Origin of the sequence: Synechocystis salina LEGE 00031 (assembly GCF_015207985.1) — a bacterium.
GTDB classification, from domain to species: domain Bacteria; phylum Cyanobacteriota; class Cyanobacteriia; order Cyanobacteriales; family Microcystaceae; genus Synechocystis; species Synechocystis salina.
The window spans coordinates 21,258-38,957 of the sequence record NZ_JADEVV010000041.1; the positions used below are offsets into that span (position 1 = coordinate 21,258).

Annotated in this window: 17 protein-coding genes and 2 pseudogenes; 11 read left to right on the plus strand and 8 right to left on the minus strand. The window is 48.0% G+C overall.

The annotated features are described in order from the left end of the window. Window positions 1-55: 55 nt before the first annotated feature. Window positions 56-619, minus strand: coding sequence for an elongation factor P (gene efp, locus IQ217_RS13605; protein WP_190598281.1), 564 nt, complete (start codon window positions 617-619; stop codon window positions 56-58). Window positions 620-665: 46 nt separating this feature from the next. Here efp and IQ217_RS13610 point away from each other — a divergent pair, with 46 nt between their 5' ends. The 6 genes from IQ217_RS13610 to IQ217_RS13635 all read left to right on the plus strand — a co-directional run bounded on the left by IQ217_RS13610 (window position 666) and on the right by IQ217_RS13635 (window position 6,277). Further along, window positions 666-1,874, plus strand: a complete 1,209-nt coding sequence (locus tag IQ217_RS13610; RefSeq protein ID WP_194020360.1) for a peptidylprolyl isomerase — start codon at window positions 666-668, stop codon at window positions 1,872-1,874. 103 nt (window positions 1,875-1,977) lie between these two features. Next, the gene (locus IQ217_RS13615; RefSeq protein ID WP_194020361.1) at window positions 1,978-2,943 is read left to right on the plus strand and encodes an o-succinylbenzoate synthase; all 966 of its coding nucleotides are present in this window, start codon (window positions 1,978-1,980) and stop codon (window positions 2,941-2,943) included. A 45-nt stretch (window positions 2,944-2,988) separates the two neighbouring features. Next, window positions 2,989-3,489: a YbgC/FadM family acyl-CoA thioesterase gene (locus IQ217_RS13620; RefSeq protein ID WP_190598278.1), complete on the plus strand. Its 501-nt coding sequence runs from the start codon at window positions 2,989-2,991 to the stop codon at window positions 3,487-3,489. 169 nt (window positions 3,490-3,658) lie between these two features. Beyond that, entirely contained in the window at window positions 3,659-4,903 is a 1,245-nt protein-coding gene (locus tag IQ217_RS13625) for a DUF445 domain-containing protein (RefSeq protein WP_194020362.1), read from the plus strand. Window positions 4,904-4,955: 52 nt separating this feature from the next. Beyond that, entirely contained in the window at window positions 4,956-5,627 is a 672-nt protein-coding gene (locus IQ217_RS13630) for a DUF3038 domain-containing protein (protein ID WP_228024247.1), read from the plus strand. After that, complete coding sequence (locus IQ217_RS13635) at window positions 5,624-6,277, plus strand: DUF4335 domain-containing protein (protein WP_194020363.1); 654 nt, start codon at window positions 5,624-5,626, stop codon at window positions 6,275-6,277. Before IQ217_RS13630 ends, IQ217_RS13635 begins: the two co-directional genes overlap by 4 nt. A 9-nt stretch (window positions 6,278-6,286) precedes the next feature. Here IQ217_RS13635 and IQ217_RS13640 read toward each other — a convergent pair whose 3' ends face one another. Beyond that, window positions 6,287-7,009, minus strand: a complete 723-nt coding sequence (locus IQ217_RS13640) for an SIMPL domain-containing protein (protein ID WP_228024248.1) — start codon at window positions 7,007-7,009, stop codon at window positions 6,287-6,289. A gap of 260 nt (window positions 7,010-7,269) precedes the next feature. Here IQ217_RS13640 and IQ217_RS13645 point away from each other — a divergent pair, with 260 nt between their 5' ends. The 4 genes and pseudogenes from IQ217_RS13645 to IQ217_RS13660 all read left to right on the plus strand — a co-directional run. After that, a complete protein-coding gene (locus tag IQ217_RS13645; protein ID WP_194020365.1) occupies window positions 7,270-8,151 on the plus strand; it encodes a pentapeptide repeat-containing protein in 882 nt (293 codons plus the stop codon). 39 nt (window positions 8,152-8,190) lie between these two features. Then, a complete protein-coding gene (locus IQ217_RS13650) occupies window positions 8,191-9,168 on the plus strand; it encodes an ABC transporter ATP-binding protein (protein ID WP_190598273.1) in 978 nt (325 codons plus the stop codon). A 139-nt stretch (window positions 9,169-9,307) separates the two neighbouring features. Beyond that, the gene (groL, locus tag IQ217_RS13655; RefSeq protein WP_194020366.1) at window positions 9,308-10,975 is read left to right on the plus strand and encodes a chaperonin GroEL; all 1,668 of its coding nucleotides are present in this window, start codon (window positions 9,308-9,310) and stop codon (window positions 10,973-10,975) included. Between the two features lie 198 nt (window positions 10,976-11,173). After that, a pseudogene (locus IQ217_RS13660) lies at window positions 11,174-11,789 on the plus strand (2OG-Fe(II) oxygenase); the annotation flags it as partial. Between the two features lie 31 nt (window positions 11,790-11,820). Here IQ217_RS13660 and IQ217_RS13665 read toward each other — a convergent pair. From IQ217_RS13665 to IQ217_RS13675, 3 genes are all read right to left on the minus strand, one after another. After that, complete coding sequence (locus IQ217_RS13665) at window positions 11,821-12,366, minus strand: GrpB family protein (RefSeq protein WP_194020367.1); 546 nt, start codon at window positions 12,364-12,366, stop codon at window positions 11,821-11,823. Window positions 12,367-12,607: 241 nt separating this feature from the next. Next, window positions 12,608-12,925, minus strand: coding sequence for a thioredoxin (trxA, locus tag IQ217_RS13670; RefSeq protein ID WP_194020368.1), 318 nt, complete (start codon window positions 12,923-12,925; stop codon window positions 12,608-12,610). 40 nt (window positions 12,926-12,965) lie between these two features. Beyond that, a complete protein-coding gene (locus tag IQ217_RS13675) occupies window positions 12,966-13,622 on the minus strand; it encodes a DedA family protein (RefSeq protein WP_190598269.1) in 657 nt (218 codons plus the stop codon). Window positions 13,623-13,687: 65 nt separating this feature from the next. Between IQ217_RS13675 and IQ217_RS13680 the strand changes: the two genes are divergently transcribed. Further along, window positions 13,688-14,959, plus strand: a complete 1,272-nt coding sequence (locus tag IQ217_RS13680; protein WP_194020369.1) for a lipid-A-disaccharide synthase-related protein — start codon at window positions 13,688-13,690, stop codon at window positions 14,957-14,959. Between the two features lie 31 nt (window positions 14,960-14,990). On the opposite strand, the gene IQ217_RS13685 is transcribed toward IQ217_RS13680, so the two are convergent. The 3 genes and pseudogenes from IQ217_RS13685 to IQ217_RS13695 all read right to left on the minus strand — a co-directional run. Further along, a complete protein-coding gene (locus tag IQ217_RS13685) occupies window positions 14,991-15,641 on the minus strand; it encodes a DNA-3-methyladenine glycosylase family protein (protein ID WP_194020370.1) in 651 nt (216 codons plus the stop codon). Window positions 15,642-15,803: 162 nt separating this feature from the next. After that, on the minus strand, window positions 15,804-16,676 hold the full coding sequence (locus IQ217_RS13690; RefSeq protein ID WP_194020371.1) for an NAD(P)-dependent oxidoreductase: 873 nt from the start codon (window positions 16,674-16,676) through the stop codon (window positions 15,804-15,806). A gap of 821 nt (window positions 16,677-17,497) precedes the next feature. Continuing rightward, window positions 17,498-17,700, minus strand: a pseudogene (locus IQ217_RS13695) (IS4 family transposase); the annotation flags it as partial.

Below are 17,700 nucleotides of genomic sequence, written 5' to 3' on the forward strand. Positions count from 1 at the left end.
CCAATGGGCCTACGGGTTAAAATCCATCTACCCAATTGATCAAGTTAACCACAGCTTAGGCATTGTCCCGTCCCAGATAGGAACCATCCCTGGTATCGACCTTAATCTTTTCTCCCTGGGCAATGAATAGGGGCACCATCACCTGGGCACCAGTTTCCAAAATTGCCGGCTTGGTGCCGCCAGTGGCCGTATCCCCCTTCACACCGGGGTCAGTTTCAACAATTTCCAGCACCACACTGGTGGGCAATTCAACGTCAAGGATAGTGCCATCCCAGGTGACCACACTAACTTCCATCTCTTCTTTGATGAATTTGGCCTTATCTCCCAGGGTATCCGGGGCAATGCTCACCTCTTCAAAGGTTTCCATGTCCATAAAGACATATTGGTCACCATCTTTATAGGTATGTTGCATGACTGATTTTTCGATGTTGGCCTGGGGCACCGTTTCCCCCGCCCGGAAAGTTTTTTCCACTACATTGCCAGTTTGAACACTTTTGAGCTTGGTACGCACAAAGGCGGAACCCTTGCCTGGTTTAACGTGGAGGAATTCCACCACCTTCCAGACTGCGCCGTCCATCACAATACTTGTACCTGTGCGAAAATCGTTACTGGATATCATGGAAGCCAAGAAAGACTCAAAAGTTCACCCAACATTCTACTAGGGGATGGGGGCGTTGAAGTGGGAAAATTTTGCTGTTGCCCCCTATGCTGGAGAACAAACCACAATCATTATGATGCAAATTATTAAAATTCCCCTGGGGATAATTACCCGACAGGGCCTGCGGTTGGGCTTGATGTCCCTGGTACTTACAATACTATCTCTGACTTGGGCGATGCCGGGGTTGAGCTTACCTTTGGGCCAGCCGATGCTGTTGGGTGCTTTGGCCCAGGGCAATGCCATTACGGATCCCAATGCCATTTTGCGCTACGCTCTGCCCATCGATAATCCAGAGGTGCGGCGCTTGCAGGATAGCTTGGAAGATATTTCTAACCATATCCGGGCGAAGCGTTGGCCGGCAATTAAAAAAGATGTGCGGGCTGCTAATCTGACCATCACCCTGAAGGAAGATAAAATTCTCGCTGGGGTACCGGCCGATCGCCAAGCGGAGGCGGAAACTTTATTGGGCAATGTCAAAACTGATTTAACTGATTTGGCCGCAGCGGTGGATGCAAAAGATAAGGAACAGGTGATTGGCCTGCGTCAATCGGCCCTGACGGCGATCGGAGATTTGGAAGCTCTGATGGTGACGGATTTCCCCTTTGCCATTCCCGAAGAATTTGCCAACCTGCCCCAACTGAACGGCCGGGCCACGGTGGAAATGACCACCAATAAAGGACCCCTAACCATTGTGGTGGATGGCTATAGCGCCCCCATTAACGCCGGTAACTTTGTGGATTTGGTGCAACGCAAATTCTATGACGGTTTACCTTTCATCCGTTCAGAAGATTTCTTTGTGACCCAAGCGGGGGATCCCCCAGGGCCAGAAGCGGGCTTTATTGACCCCCAAACCAAACAATATCGCGCCATTCCCCTGGAAATTTTGGTTAAAGGGGAAGAAGGGCCCATCTATGGCATGACCTTGGAAGATGCCGGTATGTACTTACCGGAACTAGCTTTGCCTTTCAATGCCTACGGGGCGATAGCCTTAGCTCGGCCGGAAACGGAACCCAATGGTGGTTCTTCCCAATTTTTCTTCTTTAAATTTGATACGGAACTAACTCCACCGGGATTTAATTTGATGGACGGCCGTTATTCTGTCTTCGGTTACGTAGTAGATGGCAAAGAAACCTTGGAACAGTTAAGCGAAGGGGACAAAATTGTCTCGGCCAAGGTGGTTGACGGTGCCGACAATTTAGTCAACGGTAATAGTTAGTCAATCGGTGAACTGTTGTTAGAAATTTTATCAAGGGAGGTAAAAACACCTCTCTTTTCTTTATTTTTTCAGATTAATAGAGTCCTTGAACCCAGCCTGTTCCATGGGGGAATCCTATCAAGTCAACTTTTATTCCTACAATTTTCCCCTGCCTAACCCAGTGGTGACAGCCCATGGCCATTGGGAACGGCGACAGGGTTTGATTGTGGAGTTAACTGACCAAAGGGGAAACAGGGGCCGAGGAGAAATTGCCCCCCTACCGTGGTTTGGTACGGAGGATTTGGCCAGCGCTACGGATTTTTGCCATGGTTTGAAAGGTCAGATTACGCCAGAGCAGATTAGGAAAATTGGCGATCGCCTACCCTGTTGCCAGTTTGCGTTTGGGGCGGCGGAGTTAGAATTAAGTTCTGAAAGTTTGGTTGAAACCAATCCACAAAATATTAATTATTGTCAGCTATTGCCAACGGGAAAAAGAGCCCTGGATTACCTCAATTCAGGGAAAAAGTTAACTGCCAATACCGTCAAGTGGAAAATTGCAGTCGATGATTTCCTGACAGAACAGGATTTGTATTTACAACTGCTAGCAGCATTGGAGAAATTACCCAGACAAATAAATTTACGTTTGGATGCCAACGGAGGTTTGAGTGTGGACACGGCCCAAGAATGGTTAATCCTGCTCGATCGCCAAAGGGAAGATTCTGCGCCCAAAGTCCAATACCTGGAGCAACCCCTACCCCCTGGGCAAATTGCTGAAATGTTTAGACTGCAACGGAATTTTGTCACCCCCATTGCCCTAGACGAAGCGGTGTGTAGCTTACCTCAACTGCAAAAACTCTACGACGAGGGTTGGCCGGGGCTTTACATCCTCAAAGCAGCCATTATGGGGGATCCCAGGGTGCTGAGTAATTGGCTAAAAACCCATCCCATTCCCGTCATTTTCTCCTCCGTGTTTGAAACGGCGATCGCCAGGGGTCAAGTGTTAGCCCTGGCCCAAAAGTGGAACTTACCAGACCATGCCGTTGGCTTTGCTCCCCCAAGGGAACCGATAACAGAGGCTACCCCAGACTAGGTATGATGGGGATTAGCTTTGTTTAACGGCCCCTTTAGATTGACTGTGAGTGATTCCCCAAAGCCCCAATTACCCCCAAGCCCCCCAGGAGACCATTGCCTAGTTCCCCGACCGGAACTGGAGGCTGTGACCGAAAAGTGGTTTGAGATTATGGTCCGGGTGCAGCCCCACCACACTGATTACGGCGGCGTTGTTTGGCATGGCACCTACCTAACCTGGTTGGAAACCGCCCGAGTTGAATGTTTGCGGTCCATTGGAGTGGATTTTGCCGATTTGGTCAAGCTGGGCTGTGATTTACCAGTGGTGAACCTGGCCCTACGCTACCACCGGGCCATCCGCCTGGGGCAAACCGCAGTGATTAAAGTGCAAATGCAAGAAATCCAGAAAGTACGGTTGGAATGGCAAAATCAAATTGTTTGCCTAGAAACCGGGGAACTCTGTGTGACTGGCAAAATTACCCTAGTGGCGATCGATCCGGCCAAGGGCAAAATTATGCGCCGTTTACCACCGGTGGTGCAGGAAAATTTATTAAAGCTGAGACAGTGATCTTCGACTTTCAATGGCGGGATTTATTACTTTGGGAAGGAGGGGCAAAAATTGTGTTCGCACTGATGAGAAACCTTGATGCTTCTTCATCTTCACCCCGGTCTGGCCAAGATTATGATCCTCTGAATCCTGTTCCGTCTGGGCTGGGGATTGCCTTGCCTTGCCATTGATGATGATTAACTACTCCCTACTCCTCACCCTAGCTTTACCCCCCATTGCGGGGGGAATTATTGGCTATTTCACCAACGATTTAGCCATCAAAATGCTATTTCGTCCCTACAAACCCCTCTTTTTGGGGCCCTATCAACTGCCCTTCACCCCTGGATTAATTCCCCGCAACCAGGAACGTCTGGCCAAGAGGGTTTCCGACACTATTATGGGGTCTTTGCTGACCCCGGAGGAACTGCAACGGCTAGCCCGTAAACTACTGCAACGGGACCGGGTAGAGGGGGCCTTGGGGTGGCTATTGCAATTGGCCCTGAAACAAATTCGCGAAGATAAGCAACAAAAAACCGCCCAAATTCTCGCCAATATTTTACGGGATTTATTTAGTGAATCTTTGCCCCGCTTACTAAAAGCCCTGGCCCGGCAGGATAATTTTCTCTCGGATCAGATTAACCGGATTTTTGATCAAATTTTGCTGGAATTTCGATTGTCGGAACTGCAATCCCGTCAGTTCGCTGATTGGTTACTAGGTACGGTGTTGCCGCCGGATACCATTCGTTTGGCGTTGGTGGATTTTTTGAGCGATCGCAATATCCAGGTAATTGACGAGGGTTTTCGGGAAAAAACCAGTGGCACCTATTGGGTGGTGGCTAATTTATTTGGGGTGCGTAATTCCCTCACCCGTTTGCGGGCTTTTTGCCTGGAGGAAAAGGAAACGGCCAATTTGCGCCTGAAGGAATTATTACTTTCCTTGGAAATTCGGAATCGCCTCAAGGACTGGCTACAGCAATTATCCTTGGAAAATTTACCTGTTTCGACGGTGCGACAATTGCGGCGGACCACAGGGGAAGTGGTGCGTACCTATATTCGGGAGCGGGGGGAACCTTTTCTGAAGGATTTTGGTAACTCGGTGGACTGGGATAATGTGGCAGTGCTCATTGTCAATCGGCTCCAATCTTCCACGGCAGTCACCGGCTCCCTGGGCTTGGTAAGTGAGGAATTAGCCTCAATTTTGGAACGGTATTTGGAAGATGACCTGGAAAAAATTGTCAAGCAAATTATTCCCATCCTGGCCATTGACCAGGTGATTATCAACCGTATTAACGAAACCCCTGCCGCCGAGCTGGAAACCGCTGTCCAGGCCATTGTCCGCAGTGAACTCCAGGCCATTGTTAATCTGGGGGGAGTGCTGGGGTTAATCATCGGTGCTTTGCAGACTGGCTTTTTCTTGGTCAGCCGTGGTTTTTGATGGGAGTCTGACTCGATGCGATACCATGGTTTGCAGTGTCAAAATTTAGACTATGTTCTGGGTAGCCTTTGGGCTGCTCTGCTCCGTTACCCAACTCAGCCTGTTAACTTTGCCCATGTCTGATGCCGCCGTTGTTGTTGAAGAACAGGCCGCTGTGCTAAAAACTTTGCCGGATTTTCCCCTCTCTAATCAGCGGTGTGCCAGTCAGTTACAGCAACGCCTTGATTTGCTCTTACTGGCGATCGAGGCTTTGGATGTTGGTTCAGCGTCGAAAATGCTGGCCAGTGCGGAAAGTTTGGGGCTACAGTCCATTTTTCCCCATGCCCTGGCTCTGTGGCGGTTACGTTGTACTAATCCCTGGCGACGTTCCTACAACCGCACCCTGCTCACCCTCGACCAAGCCAAGGCCCTGACGGCGATCGCCCATTACCAGGCCAAGCCGTTGAATGTGACTATGCGGCAATTGCTCATTGCGGAACGACAAATGCGGGCCAAACAGTTGCCGGTGGGTACTAATTTTTTACTGTCGGATTACCTAGACCAATTCCGTTCCCATTTTAGTAGCCGGATGAATCCCCGCCGGGCTAAAGTATCGGTGTTGTTGGCTTCGGAACCGGCCATGGACGATTTTGCCCTGGGTTTGCTCAACCAATTATTGTTTTGCACTGGCACCATCGGCATGGAACGTTTATGGATCAGCTTGTTTGACGGAGAAGTGGCTTGAATATTCAAAGACCCTATCGCTTACCCAACTGTACCCTCACCCTGGAGGGCATGGCCAGCGGCACTGATCCCAGTTCTAGCAACGAGGATTTGCAGATCATTCTCAATGCCCGTTGTCAGTTCCTCGGCACCAACCAAAGTTTGGAAGGTGGCCGGGCTTTTTTGGAGGCCTTGGCCAAAGCGGTCAACAGTTACGCCCAGGGTTGTCTGAGTGGTATTCCCCATCCCACAGAAACCAGGGGAGAAAATGGGGAATGGGCCGAGTTAACCCCTCTGCCGGATCAGGCCCTGCACCGTTTGGTGTGGCATCCCCCGGCTGATGAATCCTCCGAGGCGATCGCCGTTGACCTATCCACTGTGGAACTCTTTGACCTGGTGGAAGCTGTGGACCAATTTATTGGCGATCGCCATACTTTACCGGACTTTTCCCTTACCCTAGAACCCCTGTCCCGTCGCCACCGGCAACCGGATGAACCCTTTGTGCAACGGGCCATTCCCGCCAGCTTGGGAGCTTTGGGCTTAGCAGTTTTTGCCCTGGTGATCTACTGGCTACCCATCCCTGAAATTAGGGAACCGGAAGTGAACCCTGGCAATACTCCCGATTTGATTCAGCCCGGCAATGGCAATCCCACGGATGGCCCGACGCCCTAGCAGAAACAATTAATAGGCAATTTCCAGGGTCACTGTGGCCTGTACTGTTTGATCACCGCTAATAATCGGGGTGGGCGCAGATCCCGCTACCGGGGAAGCGGCCAGGGCCCCCCTAAAAAGGGGCATGGGTTGCCCTGGACTGGGATTAATAACAATGCGGACAATGTTTTGGGGAGTTAAATTTAAACTGGACAGCACCACCCGAGCTTGGGTTTGGGCATCGGCGGTGGCGGCGACCAAGGCCTTTTGTTCTGCTGCCTTGAGGGTTTCAGGGGTAGCGATAAAGCGAATACCATCGATGCGACTGGCCCCGGCCCGCACAGCTTCGTCAAGGATTTTTCCCACTTGGTCGCTTGGGTACTGAAAACTGACGGTATTACTGCCAATGTAGCCTTCTAACCTTCTTTCATTGTTGCTATAGACATAGTTGGGCTGGAGTTGTAGCCCCTGGGTTTGTAACTTATCCACCCGTTGACTGCGTAGATATTCCACCAGACGGTTACTCCGTTCGGCGATCGCCGTTTGAACCTGGTTAGCAGTATCGGCTTGGACTTCCACCGTTAGCTGGGCTTCCGTTAGGGTGGTGGGGACAGATTCCGAAGCTTGGCCAGTGACAGTGAGCAGTTGTTGCATTTCGTTGGCCCACAGGGGAGAGGGGGGCAAGGCAGTGAGAAGGGTGCCGGATAATAACAGCACCGATGCGGAAAATTGAGAAAGTCTAAATATGCCCATGGTTGGCCTCCTAGAAAAAATATTTAGTCGCACCCTTGGCGATGTTTAAGGGCAAAGTTCTAGCTCCCAGGCAGATAGCCCACAGAAGACAGAAACCAGTGCTTTAGAGGGGATTTGCCGGGGTACGGACGCAAACCCTTGTCCCCTGTTGACAGGGCACAATGCAGGGTTGACAACAAGTTACCCACTGGATGCTATGGTTTGCACTAGATAGGGTTAATCTTAATTGACCGGCAGTCTCGGCAGCGGAAAAATTTTCGATGGTAGACAGTAATCAAGCCCAGGCGATTCTTAGTCAATACCAGGCAGGGGAGCGCTATTTTCCCAACTTAGCCCTCCGGCACATTGACCTCCACGGCTTCACCCTAGCTGGAGCAGATTTTAGTGGCTCAGACTTCAGCGAGGCCAACCTGCGGGGATCAGATTTGCAAGGCTGTAAATTGCAGGGTTGCTATTTTAACAATGCGGATCTGTCCGGCGCTAATTTGGCTAGGGCTGACCTGGGGCAGGCATCCCTACTAAAAACCTTTTTGCTCAAAGTTAATCTCCAGGGAGCCCATTTAGACCAGGCCCTTTGTGCCGGAGCGTTATTGACCAGGGCTAATCTTGAAGAAGCCCGTTTGCACGGGGCTTTGCTAACGGGGGCAGATTTAACTGGGGCAAAGTTAACCAATGCCAAATACAATCAACAAACCCAGTTTGACGCCGGTTTTAAGCCTGAAAACTTCGGCCTGATCAAGGTGGCAGGGGATAGTGCTCCTAGTCCTCAAACCGAGGCTCAAACCCCGCTCAAAGAGGAACAGTCTGGCCAAGCTTCCCTCCCCACTAGCTTGACGGTGGAAGACCTGTTATTAACTTTTGAATATTTGGGTAGTTTAGGTAATCATTATTTAGGTAGTACCATGGCTAGTCGTTATCTCCAATCGACCCGGCCCAAGGAAGAATGGTTCGCCCAGTTTGAGGTGGATAAAAAAGCCGTTAAACTTAACTATCAAGGGCCAAAGCAGGAGCAGTTGACCCCAACCCAAATTGAGTTGGCTCAACAATGGGCTCAGCAGTATGTCAAATCCTGCGCAGTTATTTTTAAGACCTTTTCCACCATGATCGAAACTGATCGATGTGTTTTTAGTATTAGTGGTTAGGTCTTCTGGGCAGGACTTTTTCAGGGAGGAAATAAGTTAATGGTCGTGTCAACTCCGATCGCCGAGGCAAAGGAACCAATCCAGGGCCATGTGGTGGAAACCTGGGAGATTAGCAAGACCTACCGTACTGGCTTTTGGATGAATCAGAAGGTGGAATCCCTTAAACCTTTATCCATTGCGGTGCAACCGGGAGAAACCTTTGGCCTGCTTGGTCCCAATGGGGCGGGCAAAACTACCTTATTAAAAATTCTTTTGGGGGTTATCCGTGCCAGCGGCGGCCGGGGCACCCTCCTGGGCAAACCCATCGGCGATCGCCAGACTAAACAACGGGTAGGCTACCTGCCGGAAAATGCATATTTTTATGACTTTTTAACCGCCTGGGAATTTTTAGATTACATCGGCAGCCTGTTTCAGATTGGCAAAAGGGAACGGCAACGGCGCATTATGGCCATGTGCGATTTAGTGGGGCTGGCCCAAAAAACTGCCAAAAAGAAGCAATTGCGGCAATATTCCAAAGGTATGTTGCAACGGGTGGGCATGGCCCAGGCCCTCATTAATGATCCAGAAGTGGTATTCCTCGATGAACCCATGTCCGGTTTAGACCCCCTGGGGCGTTACCAGGTGCGGGAAATTATTCTCTCCCTCAAGGAACAGGGCAAAACCATCTTTTTCAACTCCCACATTTTGGCCGACGTGGAGCAAATTTGTGACCGCATTGCCATTTTGGCCCGGGGAGAATTGCTCTGTAGCGGTTCTTTAGCAGAAGTGTTGGGCACCGACGAAGGTTACCAAGTGATCCTACGGGGGGGACAAGTAGAGGAATTAAGCAAATATTTAGGTAACCTCAGTCAGGAACAGGATGTCTGGCATGGTGATTACCAGGGAGATCCCCAAACGCTAGTGGATGCTCTACCTAGTCTTGGGGCCAGTTTAATCAGCCTCAATTTGGCCAGACCTTCCCTGGAAGATTATTTCATCCGGCAACTGCGGGAACGGGGCATCACCACCAGTCAGTAAGCAAAAAAAATCAGTATCTTAAGCGTCCCAAAGAACGGAAAACCGAACCTTGCCTGGCTTAGCACTCCACTGCCAAGAGTGCTAAAGTGCTTTATGGACTTGTCCGCCACCTTTGACGTTATTTGTAACTTTTTAGTCTATGTCTAAGCTTATTTCCTTTAAGGATGAATCCAGACGCTCCCTGGAAGCAGGGATTAATGCCCTGGCCGATGCAGTGCGGATTACCCTCGGCCCCAAAGGTCGCAACGTTTTATTAGAAAAGCAGTACGGTGCTCCCCAAATTGTCAACGATGGCATCACCGTCGCCAAAGAAATTGAACTGTCTAACCCGGAAGAAAATGCTGGAGCTAAGTTAATCCAGGAAGTTGCTTCCAAAACCAAGGAAATCGCCGGGGACGGCACCACTACCGCCACTATTATTGCCCAAGCTTTAGTACGGGAAGGTTTACGTAACGTGGCCGCTGGAGCTAACCCTGTAGCTCTCCGTCGGGGCATCGAAAAAGTTACCACTTTCCTCGTCCAAGAAATTGAGGCTTTGGCTAAACCCGTAGAAGGTTCGGCGATCGCCCAGGTGGCCACCGTATCCGCCGGTAACGATCCGGAAGTAGGGGCCATGATTGCCGATGCCATGGACAAAGTCACCAAAGATGGCGTCATCACCGTGGAAGAGTCCAAGTCCCTCAACACCGAGTTGGAAGTGGTAGAAGGGATGCAGATCGACCGGGGTTACATTTCCCCCTACTTCATCACCGATAGCGATCGCCAATTGGTGGAGTTTGATAATCCTCTGATTTTAATCACCGATAAAAAGATCAGCGCCATTGCCGACTTGGTACCCGTGCTGGAAAGCGTTGCCCGGGCCGGTCGTCCCCTGCTGATTATTGCTGAAGATATTGAAGGAGAAGCCCTCGCCACTCTAGTGGTCAACAAAGCCCGGGGTGTGCTCAACGTGGCCGCCATTAAAGCCCCCGCCTTTGGCGATCGGCGTAAAGCGGTGTTGCAGGACATCGCCATCCTCACCGGTGGTAGTGTCATTTCTGAAGATATTGGCCTGAGCCTCGACAGCGTGAACTTGGATCAATTGGGTCAAGCGGTTAAAGCCACTTTGGAAAAAGACAACACCATCCTCGTTGCTGGAGCGGACAAACGGGCCTCTGCCGGAGTTAAAGAACGCATTGAGCAACTACGCAAAGAATACGCCGCGTCCGATTCTGACTACGACAAAGAAAAAATCCAAGAGCGCATCGCCAAACTCGCCGGTGGTGTGGCCGTGATTAAAGTCGGCGCCGCCACTGAAACGGAACTCAAAGACCGCAAACTCCGCATTGAAGATGCCCTCAACGCCACTAAAGCAGCGGTGGAAGAAGGTATTGTCCCTGGTGGTGGCACAACCCTAATCCGTTTAGCTGGCAAAATTCAAGCCTTTAAAGCCCAACTCAGCAACGATGAAGAACGGGTGGCGGCCGACATCATTGCCAAAGCTCTGGAAGCCCCCCTACACCAGTTGGGCAGCAATGCCGGGGTGGAAGGTTCTGTCATTGTCGAAAAAGTTAAAGAAGCCACTGGCAACCAAGGTTACAACGTCATCACCGGCAAAATTGAAGACCTAATTGCCGCTGGTATCATCGACCCCGCCAAAGTGGTGCGTTCTGCCCTGCAAAATGCTGCTTCTATCGCTGGTATGGTGCTAACCACCGAAGCCCTGGTAGTGGAAAAACCTGAACCAGCGGCCCCCGCTATGCCCGATATGGGTGGCATGGGTGGTATGGGCGGCATGGGTGGCATGGGTGGCATGGGCATGATGTAATTGCCCCATTCTTAACCATGATTGGAGCCTTAATCCATTCTTGTTAATCATCTGAAGGCTTTGTTGCCTGTTGTCCCCCTTCCTTTGTTAATTGGGAGGGGGATTTTTGTTACCTACAAAACAGCTAAAATTGTTCAACCATAAATTGTCCGACAAAAGTATTATTGATCTTAAATAATTCAGGGGGATCAATAGTAGGAATCAATATTTTTGCGTGCTAATTATGTAGAAGTTAAAGACTTTTTATCCCCAGAGGAAAATGAAAAATTTATCAGAGAAGCAATTAACAGACGACAGCAATATATGGAGTCAAACACTACCACTAAGGCAGATCAATATCGCCAATCCTATGTGCTGTTTTCTAAAAAAATTCCCGCTTTGTCAACCCTAATTCGGGAACGCATCAAGCAAAAGTTACCAGAGTTACTGGAGCAATTAAATTTTTCTCCTTTTAAAATTGCAGAAATTGAAGTGCAACTTACAGCCCATAATGATGGTTGTTATTACAAAATTCATAACGATGCCCGTAGTGAAAAAACAGCCAGCCGACAAATCACCTATGTCTATTATTTTTACCAAGAACCAAAGGCATTTTCTGGGGGGGAGTTAAAACTCTACGATACGGAACTTCAAAACAGCACTATTATTACCCATTTCAATTTTCAAACTATTACCCCCCACTAATAATTCCATTATCTTTTTTAATAGCCGTTGCCGCCATGAAGTAATGCCTGTGATTTGTCCTTCTAGAGAATTTGCCCACAGTCGATTTACGGTTAACGGCTGGATTCGCCGGACTATTGATGCTGATTAATTGAACTCTATCAAGGAATACTGACCAGCAATTATTGAGTTATTGAAAGTTGACTTTTTTGTGTTTTGTGCCATTGTGCCGCTTTCCTCTCTATTTCTCTAATAAATTGATCTTTACCATCCATATATTTATCGATATTTGTAGGATATTTTTTTGCCAACTTGCGTTTTAGTTCGCTATATTTCTGGGCGTCGTCAGCATGGGCAATCATGTAATCTCGAAATTTTAAGTGACGTTTTACTTGCTCTGAACCAACCTCGAAGATATGAATATGATGGGTTCTGAACCCCGCTTGGTTGTTCTTACGAAAGTATCGACGACCAGGAATGCCAAATTCTCCCATCACTTCGTAGCCAATTGATTCCATAGATGAGTTCTGCTCATCCACATTAAAAATATTTTTGACTTCAACCAACAGATCGATGATGGGTTTGGCATAGATGCCAGGAATAGCTGTGCTGCCAATATGGTGTACGGCGATAACATTTTCTCCCATTTCAGCGGCGACCCGTTCCGATTCAACTGCAAACGCCGTTCGCCATTTTTGGTTATGGGGGACAACTTCCACTTTTCTCATGATTTGGCTATCTTACTAATAGCTGGAGCAACCCAACATTCCCTGACAAATGAGGTCCTAGGAGCCCGTTTGCAAGGTTTTAGTTTGCCCCCTAACGCTTCAGCCAATAGGCAATGGATATCTAGTTTCTTTCCGAACTCGGAAGGTCAGAGGGACTTTTCAAATACATTCCATGGGAAAGTCCAACTAAACGGGAGAGACTACAAGAAAAGTGTTTTCTTCCCGATCGCCGGAATTATATTTAAACAAAAACCTGCAACTGTTGGATTAACTGGGCGGCCTGTTGTACGCCTTCAATGCGATGCACCGGTTGCCCCTGCTTGAATAACACCAACGTTGGCAAAGACTGGATTTGGTACTGGGTGGCGATCGCCGGGTATCTATCGGTGTCAATTTTCACCACTTGGATTTGTTGGCGGAGATGACTGCCCACTTGCTCAAGAATGGGGGCCATCATTTGACAGGGGCCGCACCAGGTAGCGTAAAAGTCCACTAACACCGGCTTGGGGGAACCGGCCAGCATTTCGGCAAAATTGGCAAACTGTTTTTTGACGGCCATGGTATTTTCCCTCGCAAAGGTATTAATCCAGTTCTAACAATTATTGGGGGCGATCGCCTATGGCCGACTCAATGGTTTGATCAAAACGCTTTTGTAGGAAGTGAAAGATAAAGTATATGCCCACCATTCCCACCACAGCAGCTAGGGCAAACCAACTGAATTGGGTCGTCCAGGCAATAATTTGCTCAATGGTGACCACCCGCCCTAAAAAGTAGGCCAAACTGACAGTTATGGTGGCCCAAACGGAAGCACCGCCGATGTTGTAGAGCAAAAACTTGCCGTAGGGCATGCGGACAATGCCGGCCATGGGGCCCGCAAAAATCCTCAGCAGAGTGACAAAACGCCCCAAAAACACCGCTGCTGCCCCATTTTGGCTAAATTTATGCCGGGCTTGGTCTAGCTTTTCCTGGGGAATGTTAAACAGTTTGGCCGCCCTGGTCAGTAAGGGCCAACCGCCCCAACGTCCGACCCAGTAACCACAACTGTCGCCCAACACAGCCCCGGCGATCGCCGCAATTAATACACCGCCGTAACTTAAATCCCCACTGCCGGCCAAAAAGCCCCCCAACAGGGTTATGGTTTCTCCAGGGATGGGAATGCCCGCATTTTCCAAGGCAATGCCAAAGAATACGGCTCCGTAACCATATTGACGGGCCAATTCCTGCAATGTCTCTAGCGAAAAAAATTCCCAACCCATGGTGATGCTTATTTAATAATTCTTAATAATCTGCTTATTTTTAGTGTAACGGATGGGAGTGTTGGATGCTGCCGAAAATTTTACTGCTCAGCAATGGCCATGGGGAAGATGCGATCGCCGTTAGTATTGGCCAGGCTTGGAGTGCACTGGCGGGGATGGAGCCGGGGGAAATATTAGTGGGATTGCCCTTGGTGGGGGAAGGCAGTAGTTATCGACGCTTAAACATTCCCCTAATTGGCCCGGTGAAAACCATGCCCTCCGGTGGCTTTAACAACATGGATGCCAGGGAACTATGGCGGGATGTGCAGGGGGGGCTATGGGGGCTCACTAAAGCCCAGTTGGGGAGTTTGAAACAATGGACAGCCCAAGGGGGCAAAGTTCTGGCAGTGGGGGATATCGTGCCCCTAGCCCTAGCTTGGTTGGGTAAAGCCGACTACGCCTTTGTGGGCACAGCCAAGTCGGAATATTATCTCCGCTCCCCCGTTGGGGAATGGTTACCCAGTACCCAAGCTTGGGAAAAATGGCTTGGTTCCGCCTACTATCCTTGGGAGCGGTGGTTAATGACGAGGAAAAATTGCACAGCGGTCTTTCCCCGCGATCGCCTCACCCATGCAAGTTTATTAAGCCAAGGTGTGGCTAGTTTCCCCGTGGGCAATCCGATGATGGACGGTTTAAACCCGCGAGATTGCCAACCCCAACCGTTACAGCCAGGGCAGAGTTTGACCATTACCCTGTTACCCGGTTCCCGATCGCCAGAAATGGAACGCAATTGGGCCCTGATTGGGCAAAGTTTAACCTCCGTGTTAGCCCATTTTCCCGATACTTCCGTAACTTTCCTGGCAGCGATCGCCCCTTCCCTGCCCTTAGCACCGTTGATGGCTGAAGTGGAAACCCACGGTTGGCAAAGATTGGAGGACAATAACGTGGAACTTTTGAGCAACAAAATTTCTTGCCTGATCAAAGGCCCCGTTTACCAAAAAAGCCAAGCCCGTCTAGTTTTGAGTCAACAGCAGTTTGCCGATTGTTTACACTATGCCCAAGCGGCGATCGCCATGGCTGGTACCGCTACAGAACAATTTGTCGGCCTTGGTAAACCAGTGATTAGTTTTCCTGGATCTGGTCCCCAATACAATCCTTATTTTGCCCATCGTCAAACCTGGCTTTTGGGTGAATCCTTAATTTTATTGGACAGTCCTGAGCAAACTGGGGAAGCTTTAAAACGAGTTTTGTCCGATGGTGAGCGACTAGAGGCGATCGCCCGTAATGGTCGGGAACGATTGGGGGAAGCTGGAGCGGCCCGCCGCATCGCAGAAGTCCTCCGCCAACAATGGGGTTAGTTATTTGCCAGAAAAATTTCATCGCTAACATTTACAAATGAATTTCGCTAACTGTTGCCGACAAACTCCGCCACAAATACCAACTAGCCAAACTGCGATAGGGTCGCCAGTTTTTGCCGTATTCAAACACTTGTTTAGGATTAGGGCGATCGGGCAATTGATACAATTTTTGAATCGCAATGCGGATTCCCAAATCTTGATTCGGTAAGATATCCTGGCGACGGAGACGAAATAAGAGAAAAAGCTGGGCCGTCCAAGGGCCAATGCCTTTAATAGCCGTTAACCGTTCAACAATGGCCAGATCATCCCAGGTTTCCAATTCAAATAAAGGGGGAAAATCATTTTGCAAGGCGATCGCCCAGATTTTTAAGTAGCGGGTTTTATAGCGGGAGATGCCCAGTGATCTGAACGATTCAGGATCAACATTAGCTAAATTTTCCGGTGTCCATCCCTTCGGTTGGGCATAGTCTAAAAATCTTTGGAATAACATTTGGGCTGTATTGGTATTGATTTGCTGACCAATAATCCCCCAGGCGATCGCCTCCAAGAGTGTTGTTCGGGGTGGATGATGGGTCAATGAGCAAACTTCTAACCCATTAATTAAAGTGCCGAGTCGGGCATCTCGAGATTGTAAATATTCAATTCCTTGATTGAGATCAAGATCGTACAGGGTTTTTATCATCGATAATTGTTAAGCAGAGCGGTGCTTTCAATTTGACATGGCAAGGGGTAAAAATTAGTTTTAAATAGCCATTATTATGCCAAATATGGTCTAGATTAACTCAAAATTAAATTGCTTAATTGAGTATCTAATTTTGTCGTCTTATGCTTTGCCAAAATTCATCTAAGTTTCACCATAGGCACGAATAATCGCTTGGGAACCCTGGTCTTCTCCCCCCAACAATTGAATAGATTCAAACAAACTTTCTGCCAACGTAACCCCTGGTAATTCCCCATTTTCAGCAGCTTCTCGGACAAGGCGTAGATCCTTAAGAAGATGTTTCACCATAAAACCTGGAGCAAAATCAGCTTTCGACATTTTCGGCCCCAAATTGGTTAAAGCCCAGGAACCCGCTGCCCCACTACCGCAAACATCAATCACTAAATTTGGTTCGATTCCCAACTGTTTGGAAAGTTGTATGGCCTCAGCAGCGGCGATCGCATGGAGACCACAAAGAACTTGATTACAGAGCTTAACCGCTTGACCACTGCCACTGAGACCACAATGAACTACTTTTTTCCCTATAGCTGTGAACACAGGCAAAGCTTCTTCAAAATCGGCAAGCTCTCCCCCCACCATGATGGTTAACGTACCGTTGACTGCACCAATATCGCCCCCGGTTACCGGTGCATCTAAAAAGCGCAAGCCCTTTGCTTTTAAAGTTGTGGCAAGCTCACAAGCCGCAGTTTTGCCAATAGTACTGCAATCAATTATTAAAGCTTGAGGTTTCGCATATTCAGCAATGCCCCCCGAACCTAAAATGAGTTGTTGAACATCTTTTTCGTCTCCAACACAGGTGAGAATAATATCCGCATTTTCCGCCGCTTCCGCAATGCTAGATACAACTTTAACTCCTGCTTTTGCCGCTTCTAGCGCAGAAGAACGATTCAAGCTGCGATTATAACCCATTGTTTGATAACCATGTTTGACCAGATTTTGAGCCATAGGACTGCCCATAACTCCTAAACCAAAAACAGCGATTTTGGAATTTTTCATAATAACTCTATACAGTTAAAACAACGAAGATAATAAGTTTAATAAATTAAAATAATCTATTCTAAAATTTTAATAAAAAATGATGTTTTATCTCTGCAATTTGTTTTTCAGTCTAACATTTATTTGAAAAGATAAAAATCAAGAAGATCAGCGAAATTCAATGGTTCTTGGTATTTTCATAGATATTCAAGAAGAAATTCATATAAAGAGCAATATATTAAATAAATTTGCAAAAAGTAAAGGACGAAAGATTCCAGTCCTGGGAAGGGTAAAAACTGGTTAAAATAATACAAGCTTTTTATAGGGTAAAAGATTGCAATTTAGATCCTGGCACTGAACATTGTATTGTCAATTTAACTCAGAAGCGAGGGATTTGAACAACATTTTTCGACAATGATCGTAAACTCATTATCTAGGTGGTTAATCACCGGCAAGGAATTCTTGAGATCACAACATAAATCTGCAGGATATACCTCTGAAAAAAGACTGAGCGAAGAATTTGGCATAATTGTCAGATATATCCAAATTTCATGGGCTATTTTGGGAATATTTTTCCTATAATGCATTAATAAGGCAAAAATTTAGTTTGATGGAGATACGGAATAATCATGAAATTAGTGGGAAGAAAATAAATCGGGGTTGGACTCTCAGAACGGACAGGTGGGAAAAATGAGTTTCTGTGATGAACTAGTCAGATATTTGCCGATATTTAGAGTATCGTAAAGAAGAAGTCTTTTTTTATGGCTTTTTCCAGAAACGTTGAATGGTATTTATGTGCCACCAAAAAATAAGCAGAATAACCCTATAGCAAAGCAAATTCATCACCTTAGTGCTAACTCCCTTAGCCAGTGTACATAGCTTATTTTTTCACACATGAAAGCCTGTAGATAACGTAGCTTATCTAACATTGTTGTACCTGCTTCTTTCGGGATTACCAGTAATTTCAGTATCAAATAAGCAATTATACAGGTATAAATTTGAATCGCAATTGCATTCTCATTTTTGGCAATCAGCCTATTCAGTT

Bases quoted from the DNA above. Each gene is read 5' to 3' on its own strand.
- efp (WP_190598281.1), bottom strand. From the start codon at position 619: ATGATATCCAGTAACGATTTTCGCACAGGTACAAGTATTGTGATGGAC.
- IQ217_RS13610 (WP_194020360.1), top strand. From the start codon at position 666: ATGGGGGCGTTGAAGTGGGAAAATTTTGCTGTTGCCCCCTATGCTGGA.
- IQ217_RS13615 (WP_194020361.1), top strand. From the start codon at position 1,978: ATGGGGGAATCCTATCAAGTCAACTTTTATTCCTACAATTTTCCCCTG.
- IQ217_RS13625 (WP_194020362.1), top strand. From the start codon at position 3,659: ATGATGATTAACTACTCCCTACTCCTCACCCTAGCTTTACCCCCCATT.
- IQ217_RS13630 (WP_228024247.1), top strand. From the start codon at position 4,956: ATGTTCTGGGTAGCCTTTGGGCTGCTCTGCTCCGTTACCCAACTCAGC.
- IQ217_RS13640 (WP_228024248.1), bottom strand. From the start codon at position 7,009: ATGGGCATATTTAGACTTTCTCAATTTTCCGCATCGGTGCTGTTATTA.
- IQ217_RS13645 (WP_194020365.1), top strand. From the start codon at position 7,270: ATGGTAGACAGTAATCAAGCCCAGGCGATTCTTAGTCAATACCAGGCA.
- IQ217_RS13650 (WP_190598273.1), top strand. From the start codon at position 8,191: ATGGTCGTGTCAACTCCGATCGCCGAGGCAAAGGAACCAATCCAGGGC.
- groL (WP_194020366.1), top strand. From the start codon at position 9,308: ATGTCTAAGCTTATTTCCTTTAAGGATGAATCCAGACGCTCCCTGGAA.
- IQ217_RS13665 (WP_194020367.1), bottom strand. From the start codon at position 12,366: ATGAGAAAAGTGGAAGTTGTCCCCCATAACCAAAAATGGCGAACGGCG.
- trxA (WP_194020368.1), bottom strand. From the start codon at position 12,925: ATGGCCGTCAAAAAACAGTTTGCCAATTTTGCCGAAATGCTGGCCGGT.
- IQ217_RS13675 (WP_190598269.1), bottom strand. From the start codon at position 13,622: ATGGGTTGGGAATTTTTTTCGCTAGAGACATTGCAGGAATTGGCCCGT.
- IQ217_RS13680 (WP_194020369.1), top strand. From the start codon at position 13,688: ATGCTGCCGAAAATTTTACTGCTCAGCAATGGCCATGGGGAAGATGCG.
- IQ217_RS13685 (WP_194020370.1), bottom strand. From the start codon at position 15,641: ATGATAAAAACCCTGTACGATCTTGATCTCAATCAAGGAATTGAATAT.
- IQ217_RS13690 (WP_194020371.1), bottom strand. From the start codon at position 16,676: ATGAAAAATTCCAAAATCGCTGTTTTTGGTTTAGGAGTTATGGGCAGT.